General features: G+C 58.7%; 13 protein-coding genes and 1 riboswitch. Of the genes, 9 read left to right on the forward strand and 4 right to left on the reverse strand.

The genetic code is table 11. The features are described 5' to 3' along the window. Positions 1 to 2 precede the first annotated feature (2 nt). From BLP78_RS01420 to BLP78_RS01430, 3 genes are read left to right on the forward strand one after another with little or no spacing between them, the layout of a single operon-like run. Entirely contained in the window at positions 3 to 503 is a 501-nt protein-coding gene (locus tag BLP78_RS01420) for a type II secretion system protein (protein ID WP_090455716.1), read from the forward strand. 3 nt (positions 504 to 506) lie between these two features. Beyond that, positions 507 to 932, forward strand: a complete 426-nt coding sequence (locus BLP78_RS01425; RefSeq protein ID WP_090455718.1) for a type II secretion system protein — start codon at positions 507 to 509, stop codon at positions 930 to 932. 13 nt (positions 933 to 945) lie between these two features. Next, on the forward strand, positions 946 to 1,611 hold the full coding sequence (locus BLP78_RS01430) for a type II secretion system protein (RefSeq protein WP_090455720.1): 666 nt from the start codon (positions 946 to 948) through the stop codon (positions 1,609 to 1,611). 94 nt (positions 1,612 to 1,705) lie between these two features. Here the strand turns inward: BLP78_RS01430 and BLP78_RS15465 are convergent, their stop codons facing one another. Next, on the reverse strand, positions 1,706 to 1,855 hold the full coding sequence (locus BLP78_RS15465; protein ID WP_176752751.1) for a hypothetical protein: 150 nt from the start codon (positions 1,853 to 1,855) through the stop codon (positions 1,706 to 1,708). Positions 1,856 to 1,996: 141 nt separating this feature from the next. Here BLP78_RS15465 and epsA point away from each other — a divergent pair, with 141 nt between their 5' ends. The 5 genes from epsA (at position 1,997) to BLP78_RS01455 (ending at position 17,661) form a co-directional block, all read left to right on the forward strand. Then, complete coding sequence (gene epsA, locus BLP78_RS01435) at positions 1,997 to 2,764, forward strand: XrtB/PEP-CTERM-associated transcriptional regulator EpsA (RefSeq protein ID WP_090455723.1); 768 nt, start codon at positions 1,997 to 1,999, stop codon at positions 2,762 to 2,764. A 308-nt stretch (positions 2,765 to 3,072) separates the two neighbouring features. Then, positions 3,073 to 3,154: riboswitch (cyclic di-GMP riboswitch) on the forward strand. A 51-nt stretch (positions 3,155 to 3,205) separates the two neighbouring features. Beyond that, positions 3,206 to 4,102, forward strand: coding sequence for a PEP-CTERM sorting domain-containing protein (locus BLP78_RS01440; protein WP_090455725.1), 897 nt, complete (start codon positions 3,206 to 3,208; stop codon positions 4,100 to 4,102). 88 nt (positions 4,103 to 4,190) lie between these two features. Continuing rightward, positions 4,191 to 5,690 (forward strand): hypothetical protein, encoded by a 1,500-nt coding sequence (locus BLP78_RS01445; protein WP_090455727.1) that lies wholly within the window; start codon positions 4,191 to 4,193, stop codon positions 5,688 to 5,690. Between the two features lie 122 nt (positions 5,691 to 5,812). Further along, entirely contained in the window at positions 5,813 to 7,381 is a 1,569-nt protein-coding gene (locus BLP78_RS01450; RefSeq protein WP_090455729.1) for a ShlB/FhaC/HecB family hemolysin secretion/activation protein, read from the forward strand. Between the two features lie 71 nt (positions 7,382 to 7,452). Beyond that, complete coding sequence (locus tag BLP78_RS01455) at positions 7,453 to 17,661, forward strand: filamentous haemagglutinin family protein (protein ID WP_090455731.1); 10,209 nt, start codon at positions 7,453 to 7,455, stop codon at positions 17,659 to 17,661. 85 nt (positions 17,662 to 17,746) lie between these two features. On the opposite strand, the gene BLP78_RS15870 is transcribed toward BLP78_RS01455, so the two are convergent. The 3 genes from BLP78_RS15870 to BLP78_RS01465 form a co-directional block, all read right to left on the reverse strand. After that, positions 17,747 to 17,878, reverse strand: a complete 132-nt coding sequence (locus BLP78_RS15870; RefSeq protein ID WP_256329949.1) for a hypothetical protein — start codon at positions 17,876 to 17,878, stop codon at positions 17,747 to 17,749. A 20-nt stretch (positions 17,879 to 17,898) separates the two neighbouring features. Then, positions 17,899 to 19,221: a glycerophosphodiester phosphodiesterase family protein gene (locus BLP78_RS01460; RefSeq protein ID WP_256329950.1), complete on the reverse strand. Its 1,323-nt coding sequence runs from the start codon at positions 19,219 to 19,221 to the stop codon at positions 17,899 to 17,901. A 98-nt stretch (positions 19,222 to 19,319) separates the two neighbouring features. Further along, complete coding sequence (locus tag BLP78_RS01465; RefSeq protein WP_090456007.1) at positions 19,320 to 21,437, reverse strand: PhoX family protein; 2,118 nt, start codon at positions 21,435 to 21,437, stop codon at positions 19,320 to 19,322. A gap of 304 nt (positions 21,438 to 21,741) precedes the next feature. Between BLP78_RS01465 and BLP78_RS01470 the strand changes: the two genes are divergently transcribed. Continuing rightward, positions 21,742 to 23,400, forward strand: a complete 1,659-nt coding sequence (locus BLP78_RS01470; RefSeq protein ID WP_090455733.1) for a DUF2341 domain-containing protein — start codon at positions 21,742 to 21,744, stop codon at positions 23,398 to 23,400. Positions 23,401 to 23,409 lie beyond the last annotated feature (9 nt).

The raw sequence follows: 23,409 nt of genomic DNA on the forward strand, positions 1-23,409 counted from the left end.
GCATGGCAAACGGCAGCTTGACAGCGAATCCATCATCCAGTCGGGGTTTCACGCTGGTTGAACTGATGATCGTCATGGCGGTCATGGCGGTGCTGGCTTCCGCGGCCATGCCCTTATACGAACTCACCTCGCAGCGCGACAAGGAAAAAGAACTGCGAACAGGGCTGAGGCAAATACGGGAAGCCATCGATGCATACAAACGGGGGGTAAACGATGGACGTATTGCCCGGAATGCTGATGAATCCGGTTATCCGCGCAAATTGGAGGATCTCGTCGCGGGGGTGCCCGATGCGAAGGATCCGGAAAAGCGCAAAATCTATTTTTTACGTCGATTGCCGCGTGATCCCATGACCACCGATTCCGGACTTACCGACGCCGGCACCTGGGGTAAGCGTGCTTATGGAAGTCCACCGGATAGTCCTCAGGAAGGAGACGACGTTTTCGATGTGTACTCACGTTCGCAACAGGCTGGTTTGAACGGCATTTCCTATGACGCATGGTGAATTATGCAGAGAATACGGCCGACGGAGAAAACAAAAGCCAACGCGACGCTACCGATCAACCGGAGTTGCTCCGGTTTTACCCTGGTCGAATTACTGGTAGTGATGGCGATTATCGCCACTTTGCTCAGCATCGTGGCGCCAAAATATTTTAATTCACTCCATCGATCCAAAGAAACGGTATTGCGGCAGGATCTGAACATCATGCGCGATGCCATCGACAAATTCCATGCCGATACCGACAGCTATCCCGGCACGCTGGTCGAATTGGTGGAGAAACGATACTTGCGCAACATTCCGGTGGATCCGCTGACGGAGAGTGCGGAAACCTGGATCGTGGTTTCCCCTCCCGGTGATCTCGATGGGGTTTATGACGTGCGCAGCGGTTCGCCTGAACAGGCAAACGATGGAATCTCTTATGAGGCGTGGTAAGCGAGAGTGAGGCATGCGCGGGGAAAGCGGTTTTACCTACATCTGGATGCTATTCGCGGTCGCATTGATCGGTATCGTGGTGGCCGGCGCAGGCCAGATATGGCAAACCGAAGCACGACGGGAAAAAGAAGTGGAGCTCATGTTCGTCGGCGAGCAATTCAGGCTGGCGATAGGGTCGTACTACGAGAATTCACCGGGGATGCCCAAGCGCTATCCTGATTCTCTGGACAAATTGCTCGCGGATGATCGCTTCCCGATAATCAAGCGGCATTTACGCAAAATCTTTTTTGATCCTGTGACAGGCGTTGCCCAATGGGGGCTGATCAAGCAGCCAGGCATGGGAATTATCGGCGTGCACAGTCTCTCGACCCGGAAGCCATTCAAGCGAGCTAATTTTCAGGAACGCTATGCCACTTTCGCGGAAGCGGTAACTTATCAGGATTGGAAGTTCATTTATTTGCCAGGAGAAGCCGGCGGATCCCCGCCGCAATCGGAATCACAGCCCCAGGCAGACCCACAATCACAGCCCCATTCTCAGCCGTGGAACGAACCAGGGCGAGACTTTCAACCCCGGGCGCAACCGGAACAATCACCACTCCCGGTTTCTCCCGATCCATCGGCTGAAGCCGATCCCGTTCCCCAGCCGCCAGGTTTTCCTTCCGGAAACGCACAGTACTAACAACCTGTCGGACTTGAAGAATCGCAGCGAAATATGAACCGCCCCGACGCTTTTGCAGCTGATTTCCTTTGAGTCCGGCAGGCTACCAGTCATGTCATGGGCCGTGATGCCGTCGGGCAATGCCTATGGAATTGACGACGATTCCCGCCAACAATTTTCCATGCCGCGCAAAAATGACGTCGTCACAGGCTGTTGCCTGCGCAAGCAAGTGGGCATGATCCTTTCTGCCCAGTGTCATGTTCATCTATTTGACACGCTTCCTTAATTATCCCGTCATGCAACATGCTGAGAATGAGCGGGCTGCCGAGGTTGAACAAGAACAGCGGTGCCAATATCGTTGCCGGGCATGCGGCACAAATAAAAATCAAGGCACGGGAGCCGGTATATGAGGAGCATTACGCTGACAGAGAGAGAAACAGAATATCTGTTTCGGATTATTGATTCATCGACAGCTATTTCCTTGCGTCATCAATTTTTCCTGTGGGCCCAAGGCGAGGTGCAAAGTCTTTTACCGCATGGCATGCTCATATGCATATTCGATGAAGGATCCGGCCAGTCGGTCAGCATGGAAAAATTCAGCCGTACCAGCATAAACGATGCTACGTTTTCCGAGCTTTGCCGGCCGGATGGCGGTGTCATGACCCGCGTCATGTCGGCATGGGCCGCAGGCAAGAACCAGCCATTCCTGCTGTGTCCACAAAACTCGAACGGCATTGCATACAAGCTTTTCGCAAACGACCTCAAGCGTGACAATCTGGAACGCATCGCAGCGCACGGCATGTTCGATGTCAATGGCCGGGTCCGGAGTCTGTTCGCCTTTACGCAAATTTCCTGTGCATTAACCGAGCGTCACGCCTATTTTCTCGAACTGCTGATGCCTCACATGCATATCGCGCTGGTACGCATGCTGTTCCACGAGCGCGATTGCAAGCACGGCGTTACGATGGAAAAAAGCAGGAAGCTCATCACGGACCGGGAGACGGAAATCCTGCGCTATGTGCAAATGGGCAAGAACAATCTCGAAATTTCGCATTTGCTCGATATCAGCCCGCTTACCGTCAAAAACCATGTTCAAAAAATTTTGCGCAAGTTAAATGTCAACAACCGGGCTCATGCAGTAGCCAAGGCAATGGCGTTGAAACTCACGCTTTAAACGGCACTTCGCAGGGGTATCGCAGCTTCCTTCCCTGCCCCTTCTACTCAGCGCGCCAAGTTCCGGTTCCTGCCGCATAGTCCGAACGCTTCATGAAAAGCCGGGCGAACTCCCTATCAATCGTCATATGGCATCTCTAGCATTGGGACCGGCAAGACCAGGTGTCGACGACGGTTAAGCGTGGCTGCCACGCACAGAAAAAATGGACAAAAAGTACTACAAAAACCACGGAATCGTTTCACGCGCGCTTCACGATGGCTGCATATAGTGGCAAGGGTTCGGTAACAGGCGCAAGCGCTTGAGCCGTTCAGGAACAAAGCCAAACCTGTCGCGAGGCGGGGACGGAAAGCTGCGGGTCTACGCACAAGCGGAGGCAGCCGGGTTGCTCCAATAGGTTGATCTGAATGTTTGCAACATTAACTATTTAGGGAGTATTCGGTAATGAAAATGAATTTCAAGCTTGGCGCACTCGCAGCCGCCGTCATCATGGGAGCCTCGGCGCCGGCCTTTGCCTTCATGGAGGGCGGCGCTGGCGGCAATGGCGAATTGCTGCTCAACGTGCGTTACTACGGCGGCACATCCGCCACCTCCGGCGGCGACGACATTTCCGCCTTGTTCGATCTCGGCATGCGGATGGACGATATGATCGCCGCCAATGGCCAGGCCGGCTTTAGCAAGGCTTGGGATCTTACCACCGGCACCTACGGCGCTTCCTGGAACCAGTTGTTGAGTTTCGCTAGTCCCGCCAACGCAAGCCGTATCGAGTTCAGCGTCATCGCTCTGGATAACACCGATTACGACACTGTCGGTGGGAGCCGTTATCTGAGCACCATGAATGTCGAGAAAGTTCCAAGTCTGACGAATGCCAACCTGAAGGGGTTTCAGAATATGGAACAGTATATCAATGTCAACAACAGCCGTGATACCCACGCCACCGATGCCAATGGCGCCAGTGTCGCCATGCCGACCGATCCATCCAATACTTTCTTCGGTGCTATTGGAGGGTCGGGGCAAGGTGATAACTGGGTGGCAAAAACTACGGTCGATACGACCCAGTCGTTGGGCACGGAACAGAATTTCTGGTTTCTGACCACCGGCCCTGCTGGCTCCACGGGCCCTGCTAGCCCCTTCGGCCAAGCTGTCAAGACCCCTTTCGGTGTGGACCTGAATCACGACGGCGTTATCGGTACGGGCGAGTTTAGCAAATTTACCCTGAACGAAGCCGGTGTTCTCAGCTTCTCGGCGGTAAGCGCCGTGCCTGAAGCGGATACCTGGGCCATGCTGCTGGCAGGCCTCGGAATGCTCGGCATGATGGTTCGCCGCCGCACCGGGGTCTAGGATTTTCTCTGCCTGCCCATGTCCCCGTTGGAGAATCGGAAAGACACAGGCTCATTGGCTGTACCAATCAGTTTAAAAGGATATCAAGATGAAAATGAATCTGAGCAAGATCGCTGTGGCTGTGGCTGCGCTTGGCGCCGCCCAGGCCGCGTTCGCATTGACCCCCGCCCAGGTCAACGCAGGCCCCACCACCTACGTGTGGCTGTCCGGCGCGTCGGCCCCCACCAATGCCGTGTTCCGTAGCGTAATGGCGCTTTGCAATGGCTTGGCCGGCAACGGCGGCGCAAACGACGCACATATGTATCTGGAAGGCGCGGGTACCGAGCCCGGCAAGAGCAGCGGCGACCGGGTCGCCTATGCCTGCACCATGAGTTCAGCCGCGGGTTCGCTGGCGGGGAAGAAAGTGGTGGTGTATCACACTGTGGAAGGCGGTTCCTTCAACGCCTACGCTCCGCACCTGAGCATGGCGGGTGAGCCGAATCCCCATGGTTATCTGCCGGGCAACCTCAAGCGCGTCAATGACTTGAAATCCCTGGGTGCGGGTGGCAAATGTGCGGCCGGTACCCCTGCAATCACAAATGTCACGCTCAACGGGGTGGCTTACCCCATCGGGCGCTACAACAATTGTAGCGACACTATCAGCAAAACCTTCACTGCTTCGCTCAAGGGCGATGCGGCGGGCAAGCCTGGGGAAAGTTACCCCGATGGCGGCTTTTCGGATACCGAGTATCTGATCAACCGGCAAAATCTCGATATCGGGCTTGACCTGGGCGCAATCGGCGGTGAAGTGGCCACGAACGTCGGCCAGGCTTTTGGCGTGGCGGTGAGCTATCCGCTGTACCACCAGTTGCAGAAGAACGACGTCGCCAGCGGTATACTGGCTTCGACCTGCGACGACGGTTCTCCCACCGCCCCTGTTCTCACACCCGCCTCCTGCCAGCCCAACCTTCCAGCCCAGCGCTATAGTGCTATCGCCAACAGGGATACGGTTGGTAGCGTGGACGGCAGCCTGTTTGGCGGACCCGCGGGTTCCATCGTCAATCTTGTCCGGCGCGTTCCCACTTCCGGCACCCAATCCGCTTCGAACATGCGTTTCCTGGCCAAGCCCTGCTCCACCGGATTGTCTGTAGGTTCGCTGGAGCCCGCTCGGGCGATAGGCAGCACACCGACGGTAGTGATAACCGAGCAATCCAGTACCGGCGGCGTGAAGAGTGCATTGAATACGGCAACCGGCGCGGGCCAATTCGCCCTGGGCGTGGTATCCGCGGAAAATACCCCGGCGCCCACCGCCACGGCCGACCGCTGGGCCTTCGTCAAGCTGGATCGCGTGTCACCCAACTCCGATGCCCAACAGCGCGCGGAGGCGATGGATGGTTCTTACTCCTTCTGGTATGAACTGGCGGCATTTACGGCCGGGGGCTCGGTCAGCCCTGCCAGCGCTGCGGGTACGGACCTGATCGCCGCGGCCGCCGCCACCCTGGGGGAAAGCGATCTGAAAGGTATCTTCGCCACGCCGGCCGCCGGTTCAAGCGGCCCCACCTCCAAGGGCGCGCGTCTCGGCAACTCCTGCCAGCCTGCAATCCAGTAGGCATCGCGCTCTAACGGCGGTGCAACGCTGCCGGTAAGTTGTTCGGGACAACCCATTCCGGGTTGTCCCATTTGTATTTATGTAAAAAAGCGGTTTGAGCCCAGCTTGTGAATATTGATCGAATGTGGCGAACAGTAAATAAAGTATTGCGGGTGTACTGCCTGTTTTGTCTTGTTGGATGGATGCAGGCATCCCATGCGCAGGATGCGCAATTCGATGTGTTCGAATACCGGGTCGAAGGCGCGACATTGCTGCCTGTCACGGTGGTGGAACAGGCGGTTTATTCTTACCTGGGTGAAAATAAAACGCTGGCGGATGTGGAACAGGCGCGCGATGCGCTGGAACGCGCCTATCACGACGCGGGTTATCTGACGGTGCTGGTCAGTATCCCTCAGCAAAAGGTAGAGGACGCAGTGGTCAGGCTGGCAGTAACCGAGGCGCCGGTGAGGCGTATGCGCGTGGTCGATTCGCGCTATTTCAGCCCGGCTGATATCAAGGCCGCGGTGCCTGAGCTGGCCGAGGGGAATGTGCCAAACTTCAAGGAAATGCAGAAACAGCTTGCCGGCTTGAATCGCTCGGCCGATCGCAGGATCACGCCGGTATTAAGGGCTGGCAAAACACCCGGCACCGTGGAAGTCGATCTGAAAGTGAAGGATCAGTTGCCGCTGCATGGCAGCGTGGAACTGAATAGCCGGCAGATCCCGAATACGACGCTGACACGGCTCAGCGCGAACCTGAGCTGGGACAACCTGTGGCACAGGCAGCATAGCCTGGGGTTGACCGGGCTCATTACGCCGGAGAACCCGGACCAGAGCAAGGTATTTTCCGCCAATTACACGCTGCCGCTGGAATCCGGCGGGTTTCTCGCCTTATATGGCATCTATTCCGCATCCACCGTCGCCTCGCTGGGTACGCTCAATGTGCTTGGGAATGGCATGATATTCGGGGGACGCTACATCCTGCCGCTGCCGGGCGGCGCGAAATTCTTCCATACCGCAACATTTGGGATGGACTACAAGGATTTTACCCAGAAAATCAATCTCATTGACGGCGGCAACTTCAATACGCCGATCAGTTACATGCCTTTCACCGTGGGCTGGGATGGCACCTGGATGGGAGAGGGGCGTACTACCAAACTGGGGCTGTCGTTGAATTTCCACGTGCGCGGACTGGTGGGAAGCGAAACGGAATTTGCCAACAAACGCTTCAAGGCGCATTCGAACTACTTATTTCTGCGTGGTAATTTTTCGCATACCGAAACCATGCGCCAAGGCTGGGGCGTGACCGGTCGGGCGACCTGGCAGATTGCGGCGCAACCGCTTATCAACAATGAGCAATCCATCGTGGGCGGGATAAGCACGGTGCGTGGCTACTATGAAGTTGCCGCATTGGGCGACGATAGCGCGACCGGGCAGCTGGAAGTTTTTACCCCCGACTACGCCAGCTATCTGCTGGAGGCACTGAATGAGTTTCGCCTGCTGGCTTTTATCGATGGTGGAACCGTGCGTGTGCAGCAGCCATTGCCGGGACAGAAGGACCGGTTCGATCTGGCGGGCACCGGGATGGGTCTACGGATCAGAGGGTGGGACAGCATATCGGCCGACTTTAGCTGGGCCGTCGCGCTGGAAGAAGCCGGCAGAACGAAAGCGGGAGATAAACGTGTGCATTTTCTGGTCCGGCACGCATGGTGAAGCATGAATGACCCATACGAGAACCGGCTACATAAAGCCGCACGGCAGGCCATCTTTGAAGGAGCTGACGGATGAATCGCAATATATACCGGTTGATTTTCAACCCGGCTTTGGGAATGCGGGTTCCCGCAGCGGAAACGGCGCGTAGCCGTGGCAAGGCGGCAGGCGGGAAGGTGTTGCTCCTGACGGGACTTTTGCTGGCCGCATCCGCGCAGGCCGAGTTGCCGGTGCCCTGCGGGGGCGGGTGCGGCGCGGGAGTGCCGGGCTTTGTCACCGCAGGTCAGGCGAGCTATCAGGACCATGGTCATCAGGCGGTGATCAACCAGGTAGGCGAAAAAGCGATCCTCAACTGGGAAACGTTTAATGTCAGCCCCGGACATTCGGTACAGTTTCAGCAGGTGGAGAGCCTTGCCGCGCAGAATCTGGTGCAGGGCGCGAATTTCACCACCCTGAACCGCGTCTGGGACAGCGACCCCAGCGTCATAGCCGGCATTCTCACCCAGGCAGCCGGACAAAATGCTAACGTCATTCTTGTCAATACAAACGGAATTGCCTTCATGGGCTCATCGCAAGTGAACCTCGGCAGTTTTACCGCCAGCAGCCTGGATATTCACGACAACTTCATTCTTAACGCTTTTCTGACCACGCAGAAAACGGTCCCCCAATTCGAAGGCGCGGGCGGGTTCATCAAGGTATTCGAAGGCGCGCGCATTACAGCCGGGAGCCAGGGACGGGTGATGCTGATCGCCCCCACGGTGATCAACAAGGGCACGGTGGAAGCACCTGACGGGCAGGTGATCGCCGCTGCCGGCATCAAGGTATTTTTACGTTCGGCGTCCGCCGAACCGGTGGATGCCAATGTGCGCGGCCTGCTGGTTGAAGTGGAGAGCCCGGCCGGCCTGGGAGATTTCGACACGGCCAACACCGATATCAAGGATGGCGTTCTGGATGGCCGGGCCGTGTCGTTGAAAGAAGGCGCGCTGGACAAACTCGGTCACGTCACCAACCTGGGTGAACTGAGCACGCCGCGCGGCAACGTCACCATGGTGGGGTATGCCGTCAACCAGAAGGGTATCGCGCGGGCAACGACCTCGGTAACCGCCAACGGTTCGGTTTATCTGCTGGCCAAGGACGCCGCAACCGCGCAGGATAATTCGACGCGCGCGGGCCGCGTGGTTCTTGCCGGTGGCAGCCTGACGGAGGTGTTGCCGGAGGTGTCGGACAAGACCGGTCTGGTGGATGGACTGACGGGTACGGGCCTCGTGCTCCCATCTCAGGTGAGGGTGCTGGGGCAGGACATACGGATGGAAAACGGGGCAGTAATCAATGCACCAGCGGGTGAGGTGAATTTTATCGCCATCGATGATCCCGGCATGGTCGTGAATAATGATCCGTTCAAGCAGCAATTTAATTTGCCTGCCTCCGGCACGGCGCGCATTCATATCGCCAGCGGTGCCCGCATCAGCGTATCCGGACTCGAAAACGTGCAGGTTTCCACGGCACGTAACGGCGTGGAAGTCGAGTTGCGAGGGGACGAATTGAAGGATTCCCCGGTGAATCGCGACGGTCCGCTGCGTGGCCAGAAGGTTTATGTCGACATCAACCGTGCCCTGAACAACGCCAATACAGGCATGCCCACCCTGATCGCCAAGGATAGCCTGCAATCCTATCAGGCGCGTCTCGAGCGCACCGTCGCAGAGCGCTCGACCCAGGGCGGCACAGTGCGCCTGAACTCGCTGGGTGAAGCCATCATCGAATCCGGGGCGGTGGTCGATCTATCCGGCGGTAGCCTGCGCTATACCCCGGCCAGCGTACCCACCACCCTCGTCATGTCTCGCGGTGTAACGACCGATATCGCCAGTGCGCGTGCCGATGTGCGTTACGACGGCATTGCCACCCGTTACATCCAGAATTTCGGACGCTGGAACGTAAAAGAGGTGATCGATCTGGGGCAGAGCTACAATTATGACCCAGGCTATACCGAAGGAAAGAATGCGGGTGCCCTGGAAGTAATCGGTCTGCGCGCCATAGCGATGCAGGGGGAAGTTCAGGGCCGCACCGTTGTCGGCGAAGTGCAGCGTGATGCAGGTGTCATGCCAGCCGGCGCCCGCCTGACCCTGGGCACCGGGGCAGTTACCCATGCCACCAGCACCGGAGATGACTATAAACTAAACCAGTTGGTCGAGCTGAGCAGTACCGGCGCCACGCTGCCGGATGGGTTCAGGTTTGGTGATGCGCTTTCACCCGATCTCGTCAATACCCTGCGTCTCAGCCCGATGCTGCTGGGCAGGGATAAGGTCGCCAACCTGGAGATTTTCAGTAATCAGGCGGTAGCGGTGCGCGAGGCGTTGCGTACTCCGCAAGGCGGCAGCATAAATATTACCGCACAAGGATTGACGGTCGATGCAGATATCGTGGCGCCGAGCGGTTCGATTGTGCTCGATGCGCGCAGGAACGACGTCAATATCGCTTCCGGCCCTGTGGATATGGTCGTGGCCGATGGCGTGACACTTTCGGCACGAGGCGCCTGGGTGAACGAATTGCGCGGTGTCCCCGCGGGCTCGGGCGAGGTTGCGCTGCCGCATGGCGGGGAGATCACGCTCTCGGCTTCCGATAATCTCGCCCTGGGGCACGATACACTGATGGATGTCACCGGCGGCGGCCGGCTCAAAGTCGATGGCCGAGGCAAGGTCATTGCAGGGAATGGGGGTGAAATCAGACTGTCGGGCAATGCCTTGTCGGGCCTTGGCGACAATGTGCGCGGCCATGGCCTCGGCGGTGGCGGCACGCTCATTGTTTCCAGCAACAAAATACAGATAGGCGGCACGCCGGACAATAATTCCGGCACAGTGAATCTGGATACGGGATTTTTCGAGCGCGCGGGTTTTGCCAACATCAATCTTGCCGGAATCGAGAATGTGACGTTATCCGAGGGGGTGCGGATCAAGCCGACCGTTCTCAGCCTGGAACTGCTGCCCGAATATACGCTACGGCCGAGCGGTAGCCAGATCGAAGGTTTCAGCCACAAGGTTAAACTAGATGATCTGGTGCGCCAACCGGTAAATCTGAGTCTTGTAGTGAGAAATCCCGACGAGCAGGGGGCGGCCGATCTGTTGATCGGCGCAGGCGCGCATATCGAGGCGGACCCCAAGGCTGAAATCATGCTTGCCGCCGATCGGCTGGTGAACATACAGGGACGGATCACCGCTCCCGGCGGCAGCATTACGGCGACGCTCGATCACAGCCACGAGTTCAACTTCAATGCCGGCAACGGTATCTGGCTGGGCAAACAGGCCGTACTCGACGTATCCGGGGCGGCGCTGACCTATCTCGACAACCAGCGGTTGACGCAGGGTGAAGTGCTGAGTGGCGGCAGAGTAGCCTTGAACGCGCAGTTCGGCAATGTCGTAACCGAATCGGGTTCGAAAATCAACATTGCCGGCGCCGTGCCGGTCCGGCTGGATATTCTGAACGCGGCCGGAGGCCTGGGGCAGTGGGTGGGCAGCGACGCCGGTTCCGTCAGCATCGTTGCGCGTGAAGGCATATTGCTCGACGGGGGCATCATGGCGCGGGGAGGCAGCGCGTCGAATCGCGACGGCACGCTTGATATCGTCCTGGGGCTTGTGGATGTGAGTAATCCGCAGGACAAAGGATTTCCCGCCGGCGAGCGCGTATTGAGCCTGGCGCAGACAGTGGCGCCTCAGGCAGGCGGCCTCATTCCGGGCGTCGCTCTCCCCGCCGGACTTGGACGGCAGGCCCGGCTGGGCGCCACGGCATTCGACGCAGCCGGTTTCGACCGCATTGCGCTGAAAAGCCTGGATGCAATCCGCCTGGAGAACGACCTGAACCTGGGCGCCAATCGAGACCTGCCATTGAAAGAGCTGGTGCTCGATGCGCCGCGCATCGAGACAGCGGGAGGCGAAGCCGCGCTGAAAGCGGAAACCATCCGGCTGGGCAATTTCGATGTGGTGCTTCAGGATCGGGTGAATACACCGGTTGCGGGCACCGGCAACTTCAGGGCTGACGCGCAGTTGCTGGAGCTCGCGGGCAATCTCAGCCTGACCGGCATGGGGCGTTCCGAATTCAGAGGCGCTCGGGAAATAAGGCTTTCAGGGGTGAGCACAGGCGCCACACCGCGTCCGACAGCCGTGCTGTCGAGTGCGGCCGATCTTGTTTTTCATGGTGCGGTGGTTGCTCCTACGACCTATAGTCAAGTCGATATTCAGGCGCCAGGGCAAACGGTCACATTCAGCGGCAATACTACGCAGCCGCCGCAGCCGTTATCCGCCTTGGGCAGCCTTGCGATAACCGCCGCGAATATCATCCAGGGCGGCAATATATGGGCGCCGTTCGGCCAACTGGTTTTCACTGCTGCCGATACACTTGTTTTCAAGGACGGAAGCCTGACTTCCATCGCTGCCGTTCCCGGTAGCCTGATTCCGTTCGGCATGACCGTGAATGGCCGTAGCTGGTTATACAGGCCGGACTCACAGGATATCCCGCAGCTTGCATTGGCTGAAAAATCCATTCGTACCCAGGCGGCGAATATCGACATGCAGGCGGGCGCCACGGTTCATCTCGCGGGTGGGGGAGATTTGCAGTCTTACGAATTCAGCGTGGGACCGGGAGGGGCGCGCGACATTCTGAACGATCCGGGCATCTATGCCATCCTGCCGGGCTACGCGAGTTCCTTTGCACCCGGCGACAGGCAGGAAAACACCGGTTTCGATCGCACGGCAGGCGATGCCGTCTATCTTTCCGGCATACCCGGGCTGTCTGCGGGCACCTACACGTTACTACCTGCCCACTACGCACTGCTGCCCGGCGCTTATGCGGTTCGGCTCAACCCGGACGTATCCAATCTGCTGCCGGGGCAGGCTTACAGTAGACAGGACGGCATTCAGGTTGTGCCGGGCTATGTAACGGACAGCCGCGCAGCATCGGGCGGCCCGCGTGATGCGCTGTGGAGCGGATTTGAGGTGCTGACCCGCGATCAGGTTTTGCAGCGGTCGGAAATTACGCTTACCCGCGCGTCCGATTTTTTTGCAAACGACTCCAGCCGTCCGCAGGACGGGGGTCTGCTCACCCTGGAGACCACCGGCGGCTTGACGCTGGATGCCATTTTCAAACTGGCCGCAGCCGAAGGCGGCCGCAGGGCGGCAGTGGATATCAGCGCGCCCGACATTGTTGTCACCAGCGGCAACCCATCGGGAATCGATCCCCTGGCCACCCGCATCGAGGCTGCTACACTCAACGCCATGGGCGCGGCCAGCCTGTTGCTGGGCGGCACGCGCAGCGCAGGTGTCGCGAACCCTGCCACCGGCGGCACTACGATCGACCTCACGGTTGGCGCGGATAAGGTGACATTGGCCAATGACGCCGGTCACGCCCTGAAAGGCGATGAAATCATCCTTGCGGCGAAGGATACCCTCACGCTCAAAGCCGGCAGCGCCATCGAAGCGCAAGGCAACGCGATGAGTGCGGGTGGAATGCGCAGCTATAGCACCGATGGAAACGGAGCGATGGTGCGGGCGGCTTCCACGGTCGCCGGTTTTTCGCGTAGCGGCAGTCCGGATCAGTCCCGGGGTACGCTGATCGGGGAAGCCGGCAGCATCATTCATGCATCGAATTCGATTACGCTGGATGCCACCCATCAGAATACGTTCGCGGGCACCCCCGTTTTTGCGGATGGCAAAGGTAATCCGGTCGCTGGAAATTTGTCGATTGGCGCAGCACGCGTTAATTTTGGCGATGCACCGGCAGGTTCCGACGGCCTGACTCTCGGCCAGGGCGAGCTCGATGGGTTGAACAGTCTGAATTCACTGACGCTGACGAGCTATAAGACATTCGACCTGTATGGAGATGTCAGCATTGGTGGGGTAAACGCGGACGGCAAACCGACACTGCAAGCCCTGAATCTGCAGGGCGCCGGGCTGGCCGGCCTCGACAATGGCGATAAAACCGCACATCTGCGTGCGAACAGCATCGTGCTGTCAAACCCGGCGGCAGCGGCCTTCACACCCGGCGGAGCGCTCGACAATGGCATGCTGGCAATACAGGCGAATAAACTGGTGTTGGGCGAAGGCGTCAAAGCCATCCAGGGATTTTCCCAGGTTGATGTCACGGCGACCGAACTGATCGGACGCGGTACCGGCAGCACCGATATCGGCGCCACCGGAAACACGAATCTGAACGTGGCGCGGATCAGCGGCGAGCAAGGCGCCGATCAGACGCTGACTGCAGGCGGCAGGCTTGATGCCGCTATGAGGGCGCCCGATCGTGTTCTTGCGGCGATAAACACGCTGGGTGCGAAGTGGGCGCTGTCGGGTACGGAGGTGATGTTCGATACCCAGGCAATTCTCCCATCAGGACAGCTCAAACTTGCGGCGACCGCTGGAAATCTGGTGCTGGGCGCAAATGGCGAATTGAACGTGACCGGCCGGCCGGTGGTTTTTTTCGATGCGATCCGTACAGCACAAGGCGGCATGATCGAATTGGCAAGCGATAACGGAGACATACTCGTGCAAGACGGCGCGCGGGTGAATGTATCCGGCGCTGAGGGCGGCGATGCCGGCAAAGTAATCATGCGCGCAGCCAATGGTACCGCGAACATTGCCACGAGCAGCCTGCAGGGTTCGGCCACGGCGGATAGCAGCGGCGCGAGAGGCGATGGGGCGCGTTTTGAGCTGGATGTGGCGATGCTGCCGGATTTCTCCACACTTAATACGGCACTCAACCAGGGTGGATTCGATGGCGCAAGAACGCTGCGCGTGCGCACGGGCGATATCCATCTGGCGGCAGCCGATACAGTCAAGGCAAAAGAAATACACATCGCGGCGGATGGCGGCAAATTGGATGTGGCCGGCCACATTGACGCCTCAGGCAAGGATGCGGGCAGTATCGATCTTTACGCGAGGAATGACGTGACCGTGCTGGCGGGCGCCAGGCTCGACGCCTACGCAACGGATTCGAATAGAAGTGGCGGCGAAGTTGAGATCGGTACGACGGAAGGCAAGCTGAACCTGGTCGCGGGAAGTGTGGTGGATGTGCATGGCGGCAGCGGCAGCCAGCCCGGCGAAAGTGGCAAGGTATTGTTGCGCGCCCCCCGTTCGGGTGCAGGCGATGAGGTGGGAGTGAGTGCCATCGACAGCAGTATCAGCGGAGCCGGATCGGTCGTGGTGGAAGCGGTAAAGGTGTACGACAATATCACTACGCTCACCGATACCGGCACAAGTAGCGGTACAACGCTGAGTCTTGCCACAGTGAACGCCGATAACACCAGCTTTGCGTCCCACGCTGGCGCGATCGCATCGCGCCTGGGCAAGACCGGCGATACCCGTTTTCATGTGCGTCCCGGTGTCGAGGTACGATCGGCAGGGGATATCACCCTCAGCAAGGACTGGAACCTCGGCGTAAGCCGCGCGGGTGGCGAACCCGGCATGCTGACCCTGCGTGCCGGGGGCAACCTCAGGATTAACAGCAATCTGTCGGATGGATTCAACGTCGCGACCCCATTCAGCAGCGGTACGACCCCCGCAACCCTGCTCGCGGGAGATTCCTGGGGTTACCGGCTGGTTGGCGGAGCGGATACCGGCGCCGCCGACCCGCTGGCAGTGAAGGCGGGCGGTGGCGATATCACTCTGGCAGCAGGCAAGCTGATACGCACCGGCACGGGAGATATCCGCACGTTCGCCGGACGCGACATCAAGCTTGCTGACAGCAAGGCGGCGATATACACCGCTGGGCGCGTGGCGGATGTGGCCGGTGGTTTTATTACGCCTGCCGATGCCCAGTTCAGCCAGGGCGGGGGAAGCATCGGCATGACGGCAATGGGCGATATCATCGGATCGCCGTCGGCGCAACTTTATTCCAACTGGTTATTCCGCCAGGGCCGGCTGAATGAAACCACCGGAGCGTATACGCTCCAGCCTGCCTGGTGGGTGCGCTTCGATCAGTTCCAGCAAGGCGTCGGCGTGCTGGGCGGCGGCGATGTCACGCTGACCGCAGGCGGCAGGATCCAAAACCTCTCTGCCAGCACGCCGGCCCAGGCGCGCATGACGGCCATGGCACCGGATGCAGGCAGGCTGGTGCAGACGGGTGGCGGTGACGTGCGGGTGGAAACCGGCGGCGATCTGCTGGGTGGGCAATACTATGCGGATCGCGGAGATCTGGTAGTGAATGCGGGCGGCAGGATAGACAGCGAGCAGAACGCGAATGGCAAACCGCTCTACACTATCCTGGCTTTAAGCGACACGCAGGCGCGGGTGCGCGCGCAAGGAGATGTCAACATTCATTCCGTGCTGAATCCGCATCTCGTGATTCAGGCCACCGGCAGAGGGACGACATTCAATCTCAATGCCAGCGCGCCCAGTTCCACCAATCCGAGCTGGAGCCTGTTTTCGTCTTACGGCGAAGACAGCGGCGTGCATCTGCAGAGCTTGGATGGAACGGTGACGCTGCACAACGATACCAGCGTGCTGGCAAATGCTTACCGGGCGCCGCTGAGTTTTAATGTATCCGCCAATACCTATACGACTGAATTGTTGTCCATCCTGCCGCCCAGCCTGTTGGTTACGGCGTTTCAGGGAAGCATCGTCCTGCCGGATACGCGCACAACGGTGCTGAGCCCCGCAGGGCGCGGGAACCTGGAGCTGCTCGCATCGGGTTCCGTCAATATTCATACGCCGGTTGTCATGAGCGACCGGGATCCGGCACTGATCCCGACTGCGATCAGGCCGGGTATAAAACCGAATCAGTTTCCGCTTTCCACCGTGAGCCCTGCCGACCGGGAACTTGTCCATGCCGCCACGCCTGTCCATGCGGGCGATACGCGGCCGGCGAGAGTCTACGCCGTTGCGGGTGATATCCAGGGTAATTTCAATGAACTGACCCTCGACCTTGCCAAGGCGTTTCAGCTCCGTGCCGGGCAGGACATACGCGACGTGGGCATCGTTGCGCAGCACGTCAACGCGGGCGATCTCAGCCGCGTGGTGGCGGGCAGGGATGTCGCCTTCACCTCCGGTAACGACCGGACAGACAATGCCAGGATATGGGTGGGCGGTCTGGGCCGGCTGGAGGTGACCGCGGGACGAAATATCGATCTGGGGACGTCGGCGGGGATCGTCAGCCGCGGCGATCTCGACAATGCGCAACTGCCCCGCGGCGGCGCCGATATTCATGTCGCAGCGGGAATGGGCGCACAGGGAATCGATTATACCGGCGCTGTCGACCGACTGGTAGCTGAACTGGAAAAGGCGGGCGGCAGCCCGGATGACGCCCTGTTGTGGCAGGCGCGCTGGCTGGTGGGGAACGATGCCCTGAGCGGTTCCGATGCGCTGCAAGCAGTGAAAGCGGTACAAGCGCTGGATGGGGAAGCCCGGCACGGCTTGGTGCGCGAGATGATTTATTCGGCGTTGCTCGTTACCGGACGGGACTCGAACAATCGCGAAAGTCCTTATGCCGCCGACTATGAGCGTGGTTATGCGGCGCTGGAACTGGTGTTCCCGGGCATACGGGAACAAAACCCGGACGGAAGCTTCAAGAATTATCAGGGAGAGATCAACTTGTTCGCCAGCCGCATCAAGACCGAGCGCGGCGGCAACATCGAGTTCATGGCACCGGGAGGAGGCGTGATAGTTGGCCTCAGCAATACGCCGGAAGTACTGATAAACACAGGCAACGATGTGTTGGGCATGGTGGTGGTGGCTGACGGCAACATTCGCGGCTTCGCCCGCAACGACATCCTCGTGAATCAGTCACGCATCCTTACCGTAGGCGGTGGCGATGTCCTGCTATGGTCGAGCGAAGGCGATATCGATGCCGGTAAAGGCAAGAAGACCGCGGCCGCGGTGCCGCCGCCGGTCGTCAAGGTGGATGCGCAGGGCAATGTAACCCAAGAACTGCAGGGAGCTGCATCAGGCAGCGGGATCGGGGCGCTTTCCAGCGGCGGCGTAGCCGCAGGGGACATTGATCTGATCGCGCCCAGGGGCACGGTGAATGCGGGTGATGCCGGCATTCGGGCAGCCAACCTCAATATCGCCGCACAAGTTGTGCTGGGCGCGGATAACATTTCCGTATCAGGCACTTCCACCGGCACGCCGGTAGCGGACGCCAGTGCAGTCACCGCCACCACCTCGGGTGCTACATCGCAAGGAGACGATGTGGCGAAGGCGACCGCTGCGTTATCGCAGAATCTGTCGGATGCCGCACGAACATCCGACGAGATGAGGAAGCTTAAACCTACCTTTATTTCAACCGAGGTGATCGGCCACGGGGAGTAAGGGTGCGGCAACATGCCGCTATGCCGACGCACAAAACGCCTGGCAGCCTGCCGGACTTAAAGAAAATCGGCTGCAAAATCTGCCCTCATCCAGTCACTTTTTCGCTGCGATTCTTTAAGTCCGACAGGCTGCCAGTGACCACGGCGTTCTTGTACGGAAATACCAGTTGGCCGGGACCTTGCATGGCGCATATCCGGCCGGTATCAGGCAGACACATCCGCTATCCGCTATCGGCGATCAGCGAAGGTTCATACAATTGGCATAGTAGCTCACGGTTGCCGGCCAGTCGCTGAAGATGCCGATAATGCCGATATCCTTCGCAAGCACGTCCAGCACTTTCATCACATCGCCTTCGCGCGTGATCGCCGAATCGAAAGTCTGATAATAAAAACCGTTGTCGCCATCCGCCAAAATTCCCGAACGTTCCAGCGTCCAGGTAATAATGTCGAGTCCCGCAGACTTTGCCTGTCCGGCGTACCTGGAGGGCACGATGTTGCCGCTGCCATCGGCAGCCATCAGGGCAAACAGGGGCGGAGCAACGATATTGATGCCCTCGGCCTTGTATGCGGCCAGTTGCGCGGCCTGGGGCAGATCGGCGACGACGATGGCATCGTCAAGATAAACCGCCTGTTTGCCGAACCGCGGTTCATTGGCGATCCAGTAGCGTATGTCGCGGATATCGAACGACTGGACGTAAACATTCCGGGGATTGACATCCGCAGCCTTGTATTCGTCGATCATCTGTTGAGCGTAGTCCTGCTGTGTGTAGTCGCCCACACCATCGCCATCGCTGTCGTAAGGCATCGCCATGCCGGTGCTCTTGAGCTCAGGCATCATTTTTACGCCCAAGTCCGTGAACAGTCGTATGCTTTCTTTATGGGTAAGGAGAGTTCCGCTGGCGGGGCCGGCATACAGGCCCGTACGCCAACCCGGGATGCCAGCCAGATATTCCGGGACACTCCTCGCTACGGGGTTGAAGCTGTCCATTTTGCCTTTGAGACTTTTGAATTCGTCCACGGTGAGATCGCTGGTGCAACATCGAGCGGACGCCTCCCGAACAAGATTTCCCGAAGCATCGAACTGAGCGGGTGTGAAAGGCTCGCTGCATTTTTCCGCCAGCGGTGTATTGAGAATATTGGTCGTCGTATGCAGGTCGCATTGCGAATGACTGCAGACCAGTTTCTTGTCCCGAGTAAAGGTTACGTCGCACTCCACAATGCCCGCGCCCATGCGTGCGGCTGCCTCATAAGACTCTTTCGTATGCTCCGGAAACTGCAGGGCCGCGCCACGGTGGCCAATCGAAAAATCGGTTTTACGGAATGGTCCGTTGCCGCAGCACTGCAGCCTGCTCTTGAGTTTGCCGGGCTCCATGTCTTCGACGAGGAAAAAAGGACGCGGGCCGAGCTGGATATTCATGCCGCCTTCCGTCTCGCGATCATGGCGGGCGCTTTCTCCTCCGTTATCGCTTTCGCCCGCTGATGCAGGCGCGATAACGATGGATAGTGCGGCCAGCATGAAGCGTGTTATCAATGCCGCCAAGACGAAATTGTGCGAGGGCATGCCGGGCTCGGTTTAGCGGGCGAATTTTTTGGTCAGTGCGGGTGCTGCCTCGAATATGGAGTCGCGATTACTCAACGCTCAGCAGCCTTCACAAGGGATCAGGAGCCGATCACGCCGCCGTCATCCTTGGTGATGACCACTACGGCGGAGCGTGGTTTCGATACCAGCTGGCGACCGCTGGCTGTGGTCGAGCCGTTGACCCCGCTATCGGGCCAGGTTGAGTTTTCGGTAAAATTATCGCTCCAATCCTCACCAGGGTGCTGAATCCCCAGGAACATGGTTTTTCCGTCCGGGGTTGTAGTCACACCGGACACTTCGCAATTTTTCGGGCTGGTGAGAAAGCGCCTGGTTTCTCCGTTGGCGGGGTCGGCACACATCATCGCATTGCCACCGATATTGATCCAATCACCCGTGGCATCGCCGGCCTGGTCGGTCTGAATCCACAGGCGTCCATCCTTATCGAACCAGAGACCATCCGGAGAGCCGTAGTCATCACCGTGGATGTTGCCGGCATAATCGTCATGACCGGTCTGATTGTAGCTGGCGCCAAGGTTTCTGTTCGCTCCGCCGCCAACCTTGTCGCCGCACTGCACGAAGACATCCCATTTGAAGGTGGTGGCGGTCAGCTTGTCCATGTGCTCACGCCAGCGGATGATATGGCCATAGATATTATCGGGGCGGGGGTTGACCGCATCCACCGGGGGATTGGCACGTGCGACGGTACTGGTGCCATCGGGCGCGTTGCTGGAAACCGGGCTGTTACCGCGACGATTGTTATTGGTCAGAGTGAGGTAAATTTCCCGCGTGAAAGGATGCGCAGCGGTCCACTCGGGCCGATCCATCATGGTGGCGCCGACGCGGTCGGCAGCCTGGCGGGTTTTGATCAGCACCTCCGCCTGACTGTTGAAGCCATTCTCCGGCGTCAGCCCATTCATGCCCCAGATCAGGGGTAACCAGGTCCCGGACTCGTCGCCATCGAACCTCGCCACATATAGCGTGCCCGAATCCAGCAAATCACGATTGGCCTGGGGATTTTCAGGGCTATAGGTTTTACTGCAAACAAACTTGTACACATATTCGTTGCGCTCGTCATCGCCCATGTAGACCGCGACCCGGTTTTCGTCGTCAACGACAACCCACGCGCCCTCGTGCTTGATACGGCCAAGGGCGGTACGCTTGACAGGAATGCTATAAGGATCCCAGGGATCGATTTCAACCACCCAGCCAAAGCGGTTGGGTTCATTGCAATGGAGATCGGCGCGGAAGCGCTTGTCCACCTCGTGCCAGCGATAGCCAAAGCCTCCCTTCACAATGCCATAGCGATTCTGGCTGGCGAGAATGTCGGCTTTCCGAGCAGGGTCGCTTATGCCCGCAACGTTTCCGGTCTCATTGGAAAAGTAACTATTCCAGTTCTCCTCGCAGGTCAGATAGGTGCCCCACGGCGTATAGCCATGGGCGCAGTTGCTGAGCGTGCCCTGTACATTCAGACCGGCAGGATCGGCGGAGGTGGTCATCAGATCGTGTCCCGATGCGGGACCGCTAAGCCTGCAGAGTGTATTGCCAGTAATGCGCCGGTTGAAGGGAGACTGGGATACGACCCCCCAGGCACCCTTCTCCCTTTGGACCGTGACAATGCTCACGCCATGAGCGGCCTGCTGGGCGCGCACCATTTCCAGCGTCAAAGAAACAGTTTTATACGATGATGCCGGCTTGATGTTATTCACCAGGGCCGGGTCGCAATACTCGTTGCCGGCCACGAGCAACCCGCGCGAGTTGCCGAGGTTACCCGGGAACGGAGAGAAATGTATCCCATCGGAATGAGCACCGAAGGAGTGCAACTGGGTCGCCTCGTCCATTGCATCCACGGTATCCCAATGGGACGCCGCGGTGAGGGAATCACCCCAGGCTACAAGTACCTTGGCGCTGTATCCGCTCGGAACCGTGACCGCGTCGGTCATGGGCGCAATATTGGCTGGAACCGGCGTGAAGCCGATGCCGTTCCGGATAGAGGAAGCGGCCCGGGCGTGGTAGCCTCGTCCGTCGAACCAGCATCCACCGAATAACGAAAGCATGGTTACGCCGAAGGACCCCTGGAGAAATCCCCGCCGGGAAAGTTTGCGCGCGTCAATCAGATTCCGGATGGACTCGTTGTCTGATTCGTTGCAACTGGTCAAACCGGAGTTTATGCTCCCGTCGGGATGTAAAGCGCTGGTCATGATGTCTCCTTTGCCGATGAACGGTTTCGATTGTGGCTGTGCTGTCGGCATGGATACCGTACATGGGCTATTTTCATCATCCAATGTTACAAAAGTTATATTGTCATTCAGACAAAACTCATACCTGATAGACCAGACCCCACCGCGCCGGTTTCATCGCCTGCGCCACTGCTTTCCCGCAACCCGCTCCGTTTCCAACTGTTTTGCCGCCGTCGTATGATGATCCGTTCGGACCATATCTCTGCCTAATGGCTGTAATCTGGTGCATGGATAATCGCTGATTATTTTATTCAGGCGGATATCCATGCGCGTCCTTGCGCTTCTTCTTGCTTTCGTGTTGTGTAGCTTCTCGCTGTCCAGTCATGCCTGGTGGAACGATGGATGGACGGCGCGCAAGAAAGTCACGCTGACGAGCGCGGCCGGAGAAGTGGCGGATGTACCGGTACTCATCCGCTTGCATACAGGAAACTTCGATTTTTTTTCGGCGAATGATGACGGTAGCGATCTGCGCCTGGTTTCCGGAGATGACAAGGCTGAACTGAAATTTCATGTCGAAAAATGGGATAGCGCGAATCAGCTGGCGTTGATCTGGGTGAAGGTACCCAGGCTTTCCGCGCAGACAGAGCTTTTTCTCTATTTCGGTAATGAGAATGCGGCATCCGCGGTAGACCCCAAAGGAACGTACGATGCCAGCAGCGTCATATACCATTTTGCCGAGCCGGAAGGGAATCCGCGGGATAGCGGTCTCAACGGTCTGCATGCGCAATCCTCTGTACAGCGGGTTGCCGCGTCGTTCTCGAACGGCGGCGCGGGATTCGACGGGTCGCAAACCCTGACGTTGCCCCCGGTGAATGCGAGCACCGGGTACAGCTTCTCGGTATGGATCAAGCCTTCGTCGCTCAAGGGCACGCTATTCCAGTCCGACAATGTCAGCTTGGTGCTCGAGGGCGGCCTGGTCAAAATAAAGTCGGGTGCGGCAAGCGTTGCTTCAAGCACGGCGCTTGGCGCAGGCCAATGGCGCCACCTGGGATTCACGGTCGCGGACGCACTGCGCGTATATGTGGATGGCAAGCTGGCGGGCGAGTTGCCGGGTGCCGCGTTACCGTCGGGAAGCGTCGTGCTGGGCGCCGGCTTTACGGGCGAAATGGATGAGGTGCAAATATCCGCGATCGCGCGCAACGCGGAATGGATGGCGGTGCAGGCGGCACAAGGGCCGGATGGCAAGCTTGTCACGATGGGCGAGGAAGAGACCGCCGAAGGTGGTGGCGACGAAGCTTCGCACTTGGGCATCATCCTGAAATCGTTGACCGTGGATGGATGGGTTGCGATTGGACTGCTGGCGGTCATGCTGGTGATCGCGATCTGGGTGATGTACAGCAAAACGGTCTATATCAACCGTGTGGATAAATCCAACAGCCGTTTCATGGACAAATTTCGTGAGCTTTCCACCGATCTGACGACGATAGATAAAGCGCAGGGACTGGGGAAAGACTTCAAATATTCGCCGCTCTACCGCATTTACCACATCAGTGCGGTTGAATTGGCGCATCGGTTCGATGACACCGATGCAGCGCATCTTTCCAAGTCGCTGTCGCCGCAATCGCTCGACGCGATCCGTGCCAGCCTCGACGCGGGGTTGGTGGAGGAGATTCAACGCATGAACAGGTTCATGGTACTGCTGACCATCGCTATCTCCGGCGGACCCTTTATCGGGTTGCTGGGTACGGTGATGGGGGTAATGATCACATTTGCGGCGATTGCCGCCGCCGGGGATGTCAATGTCAACGCAATCGCACCAGGCATTGCGGCGGCGCTGGCTGCAACGGTGGCCGGCATGGGCGTGGCGATCCCTTCGCTGTTCGGCTACAACTATCTGGCTTCGCGCATCAAGGCCACCGTATCAAGGATGCATATTTTCGTCGACGAGCTTGTTACCAAACTTGCCGAAAACTACAGTCGCTGATCGGGATTG

It is taken from the genome of Nitrosospira sp. Nsp1, assembly GCF_900100985.1.
Taxonomy (GTDB): Bacteria; Pseudomonadota; Gammaproteobacteria; order Burkholderiales; family Nitrosomonadaceae; genus Nitrosospira.

Coding starts and splice junctions, on each gene's coding strand:
- BLP78_RS01440 (WP_090455725.1), top strand. CDS start 3,206: ATGAAAATGAATTTCAAGCTTGGCGCACTCGCAGCCGCCGTCATCATG.
- BLP78_RS01460 (WP_256329950.1), bottom strand. CDS start 19,221: ATGCCCTCGCACAATTTCGTCTTGGCGGCATTGATAACACGCTTCATG.
- BLP78_RS01425 (WP_090455718.1), top strand. CDS start 507: ATGCAGAGAATACGGCCGACGGAGAAAACAAAAGCCAACGCGACGCTA.
- BLP78_RS01430 (WP_090455720.1), top strand. CDS start 946: ATGCGCGGGGAAAGCGGTTTTACCTACATCTGGATGCTATTCGCGGTC.
- BLP78_RS01450 (WP_090455729.1), top strand. CDS start 5,813: ATGTGGCGAACAGTAAATAAAGTATTGCGGGTGTACTGCCTGTTTTGT.
- epsA (WP_090455723.1), top strand. CDS start 1,997: ATGAGGAGCATTACGCTGACAGAGAGAGAAACAGAATATCTGTTTCGG.
- BLP78_RS15870 (WP_256329949.1), bottom strand. CDS start 17,878: ATGTGTCTGCCTGATACCGGCCGGATATGCGCCATGCAAGGTCCCGGC.
- BLP78_RS01465 (WP_090456007.1), bottom strand. CDS start 21,437: ATGACCAGCGCTTTACATCCCGACGGGAGCATAAACTCCGGTTTGACC.
- BLP78_RS01470 (WP_090455733.1), top strand. CDS start 21,742: ATGCGCGTCCTTGCGCTTCTTCTTGCTTTCGTGTTGTGTAGCTTCTCG.
- BLP78_RS01420 (WP_090455716.1), top strand. CDS start 3: ATGGCAAACGGCAGCTTGACAGCGAATCCATCATCCAGTCGGGGTTTC.
- BLP78_RS01455 (WP_090455731.1), top strand. CDS start 7,453: ATGAATCGCAATATATACCGGTTGATTTTCAACCCGGCTTTGGGAATG.
- BLP78_RS15465 (WP_176752751.1), bottom strand. CDS start 1,855: ATGAACATGACACTGGGCAGAAAGGATCATGCCCACTTGCTTGCGCAG.
- BLP78_RS01445 (WP_090455727.1), top strand. CDS start 4,191: ATGAAAATGAATCTGAGCAAGATCGCTGTGGCTGTGGCTGCGCTTGGC.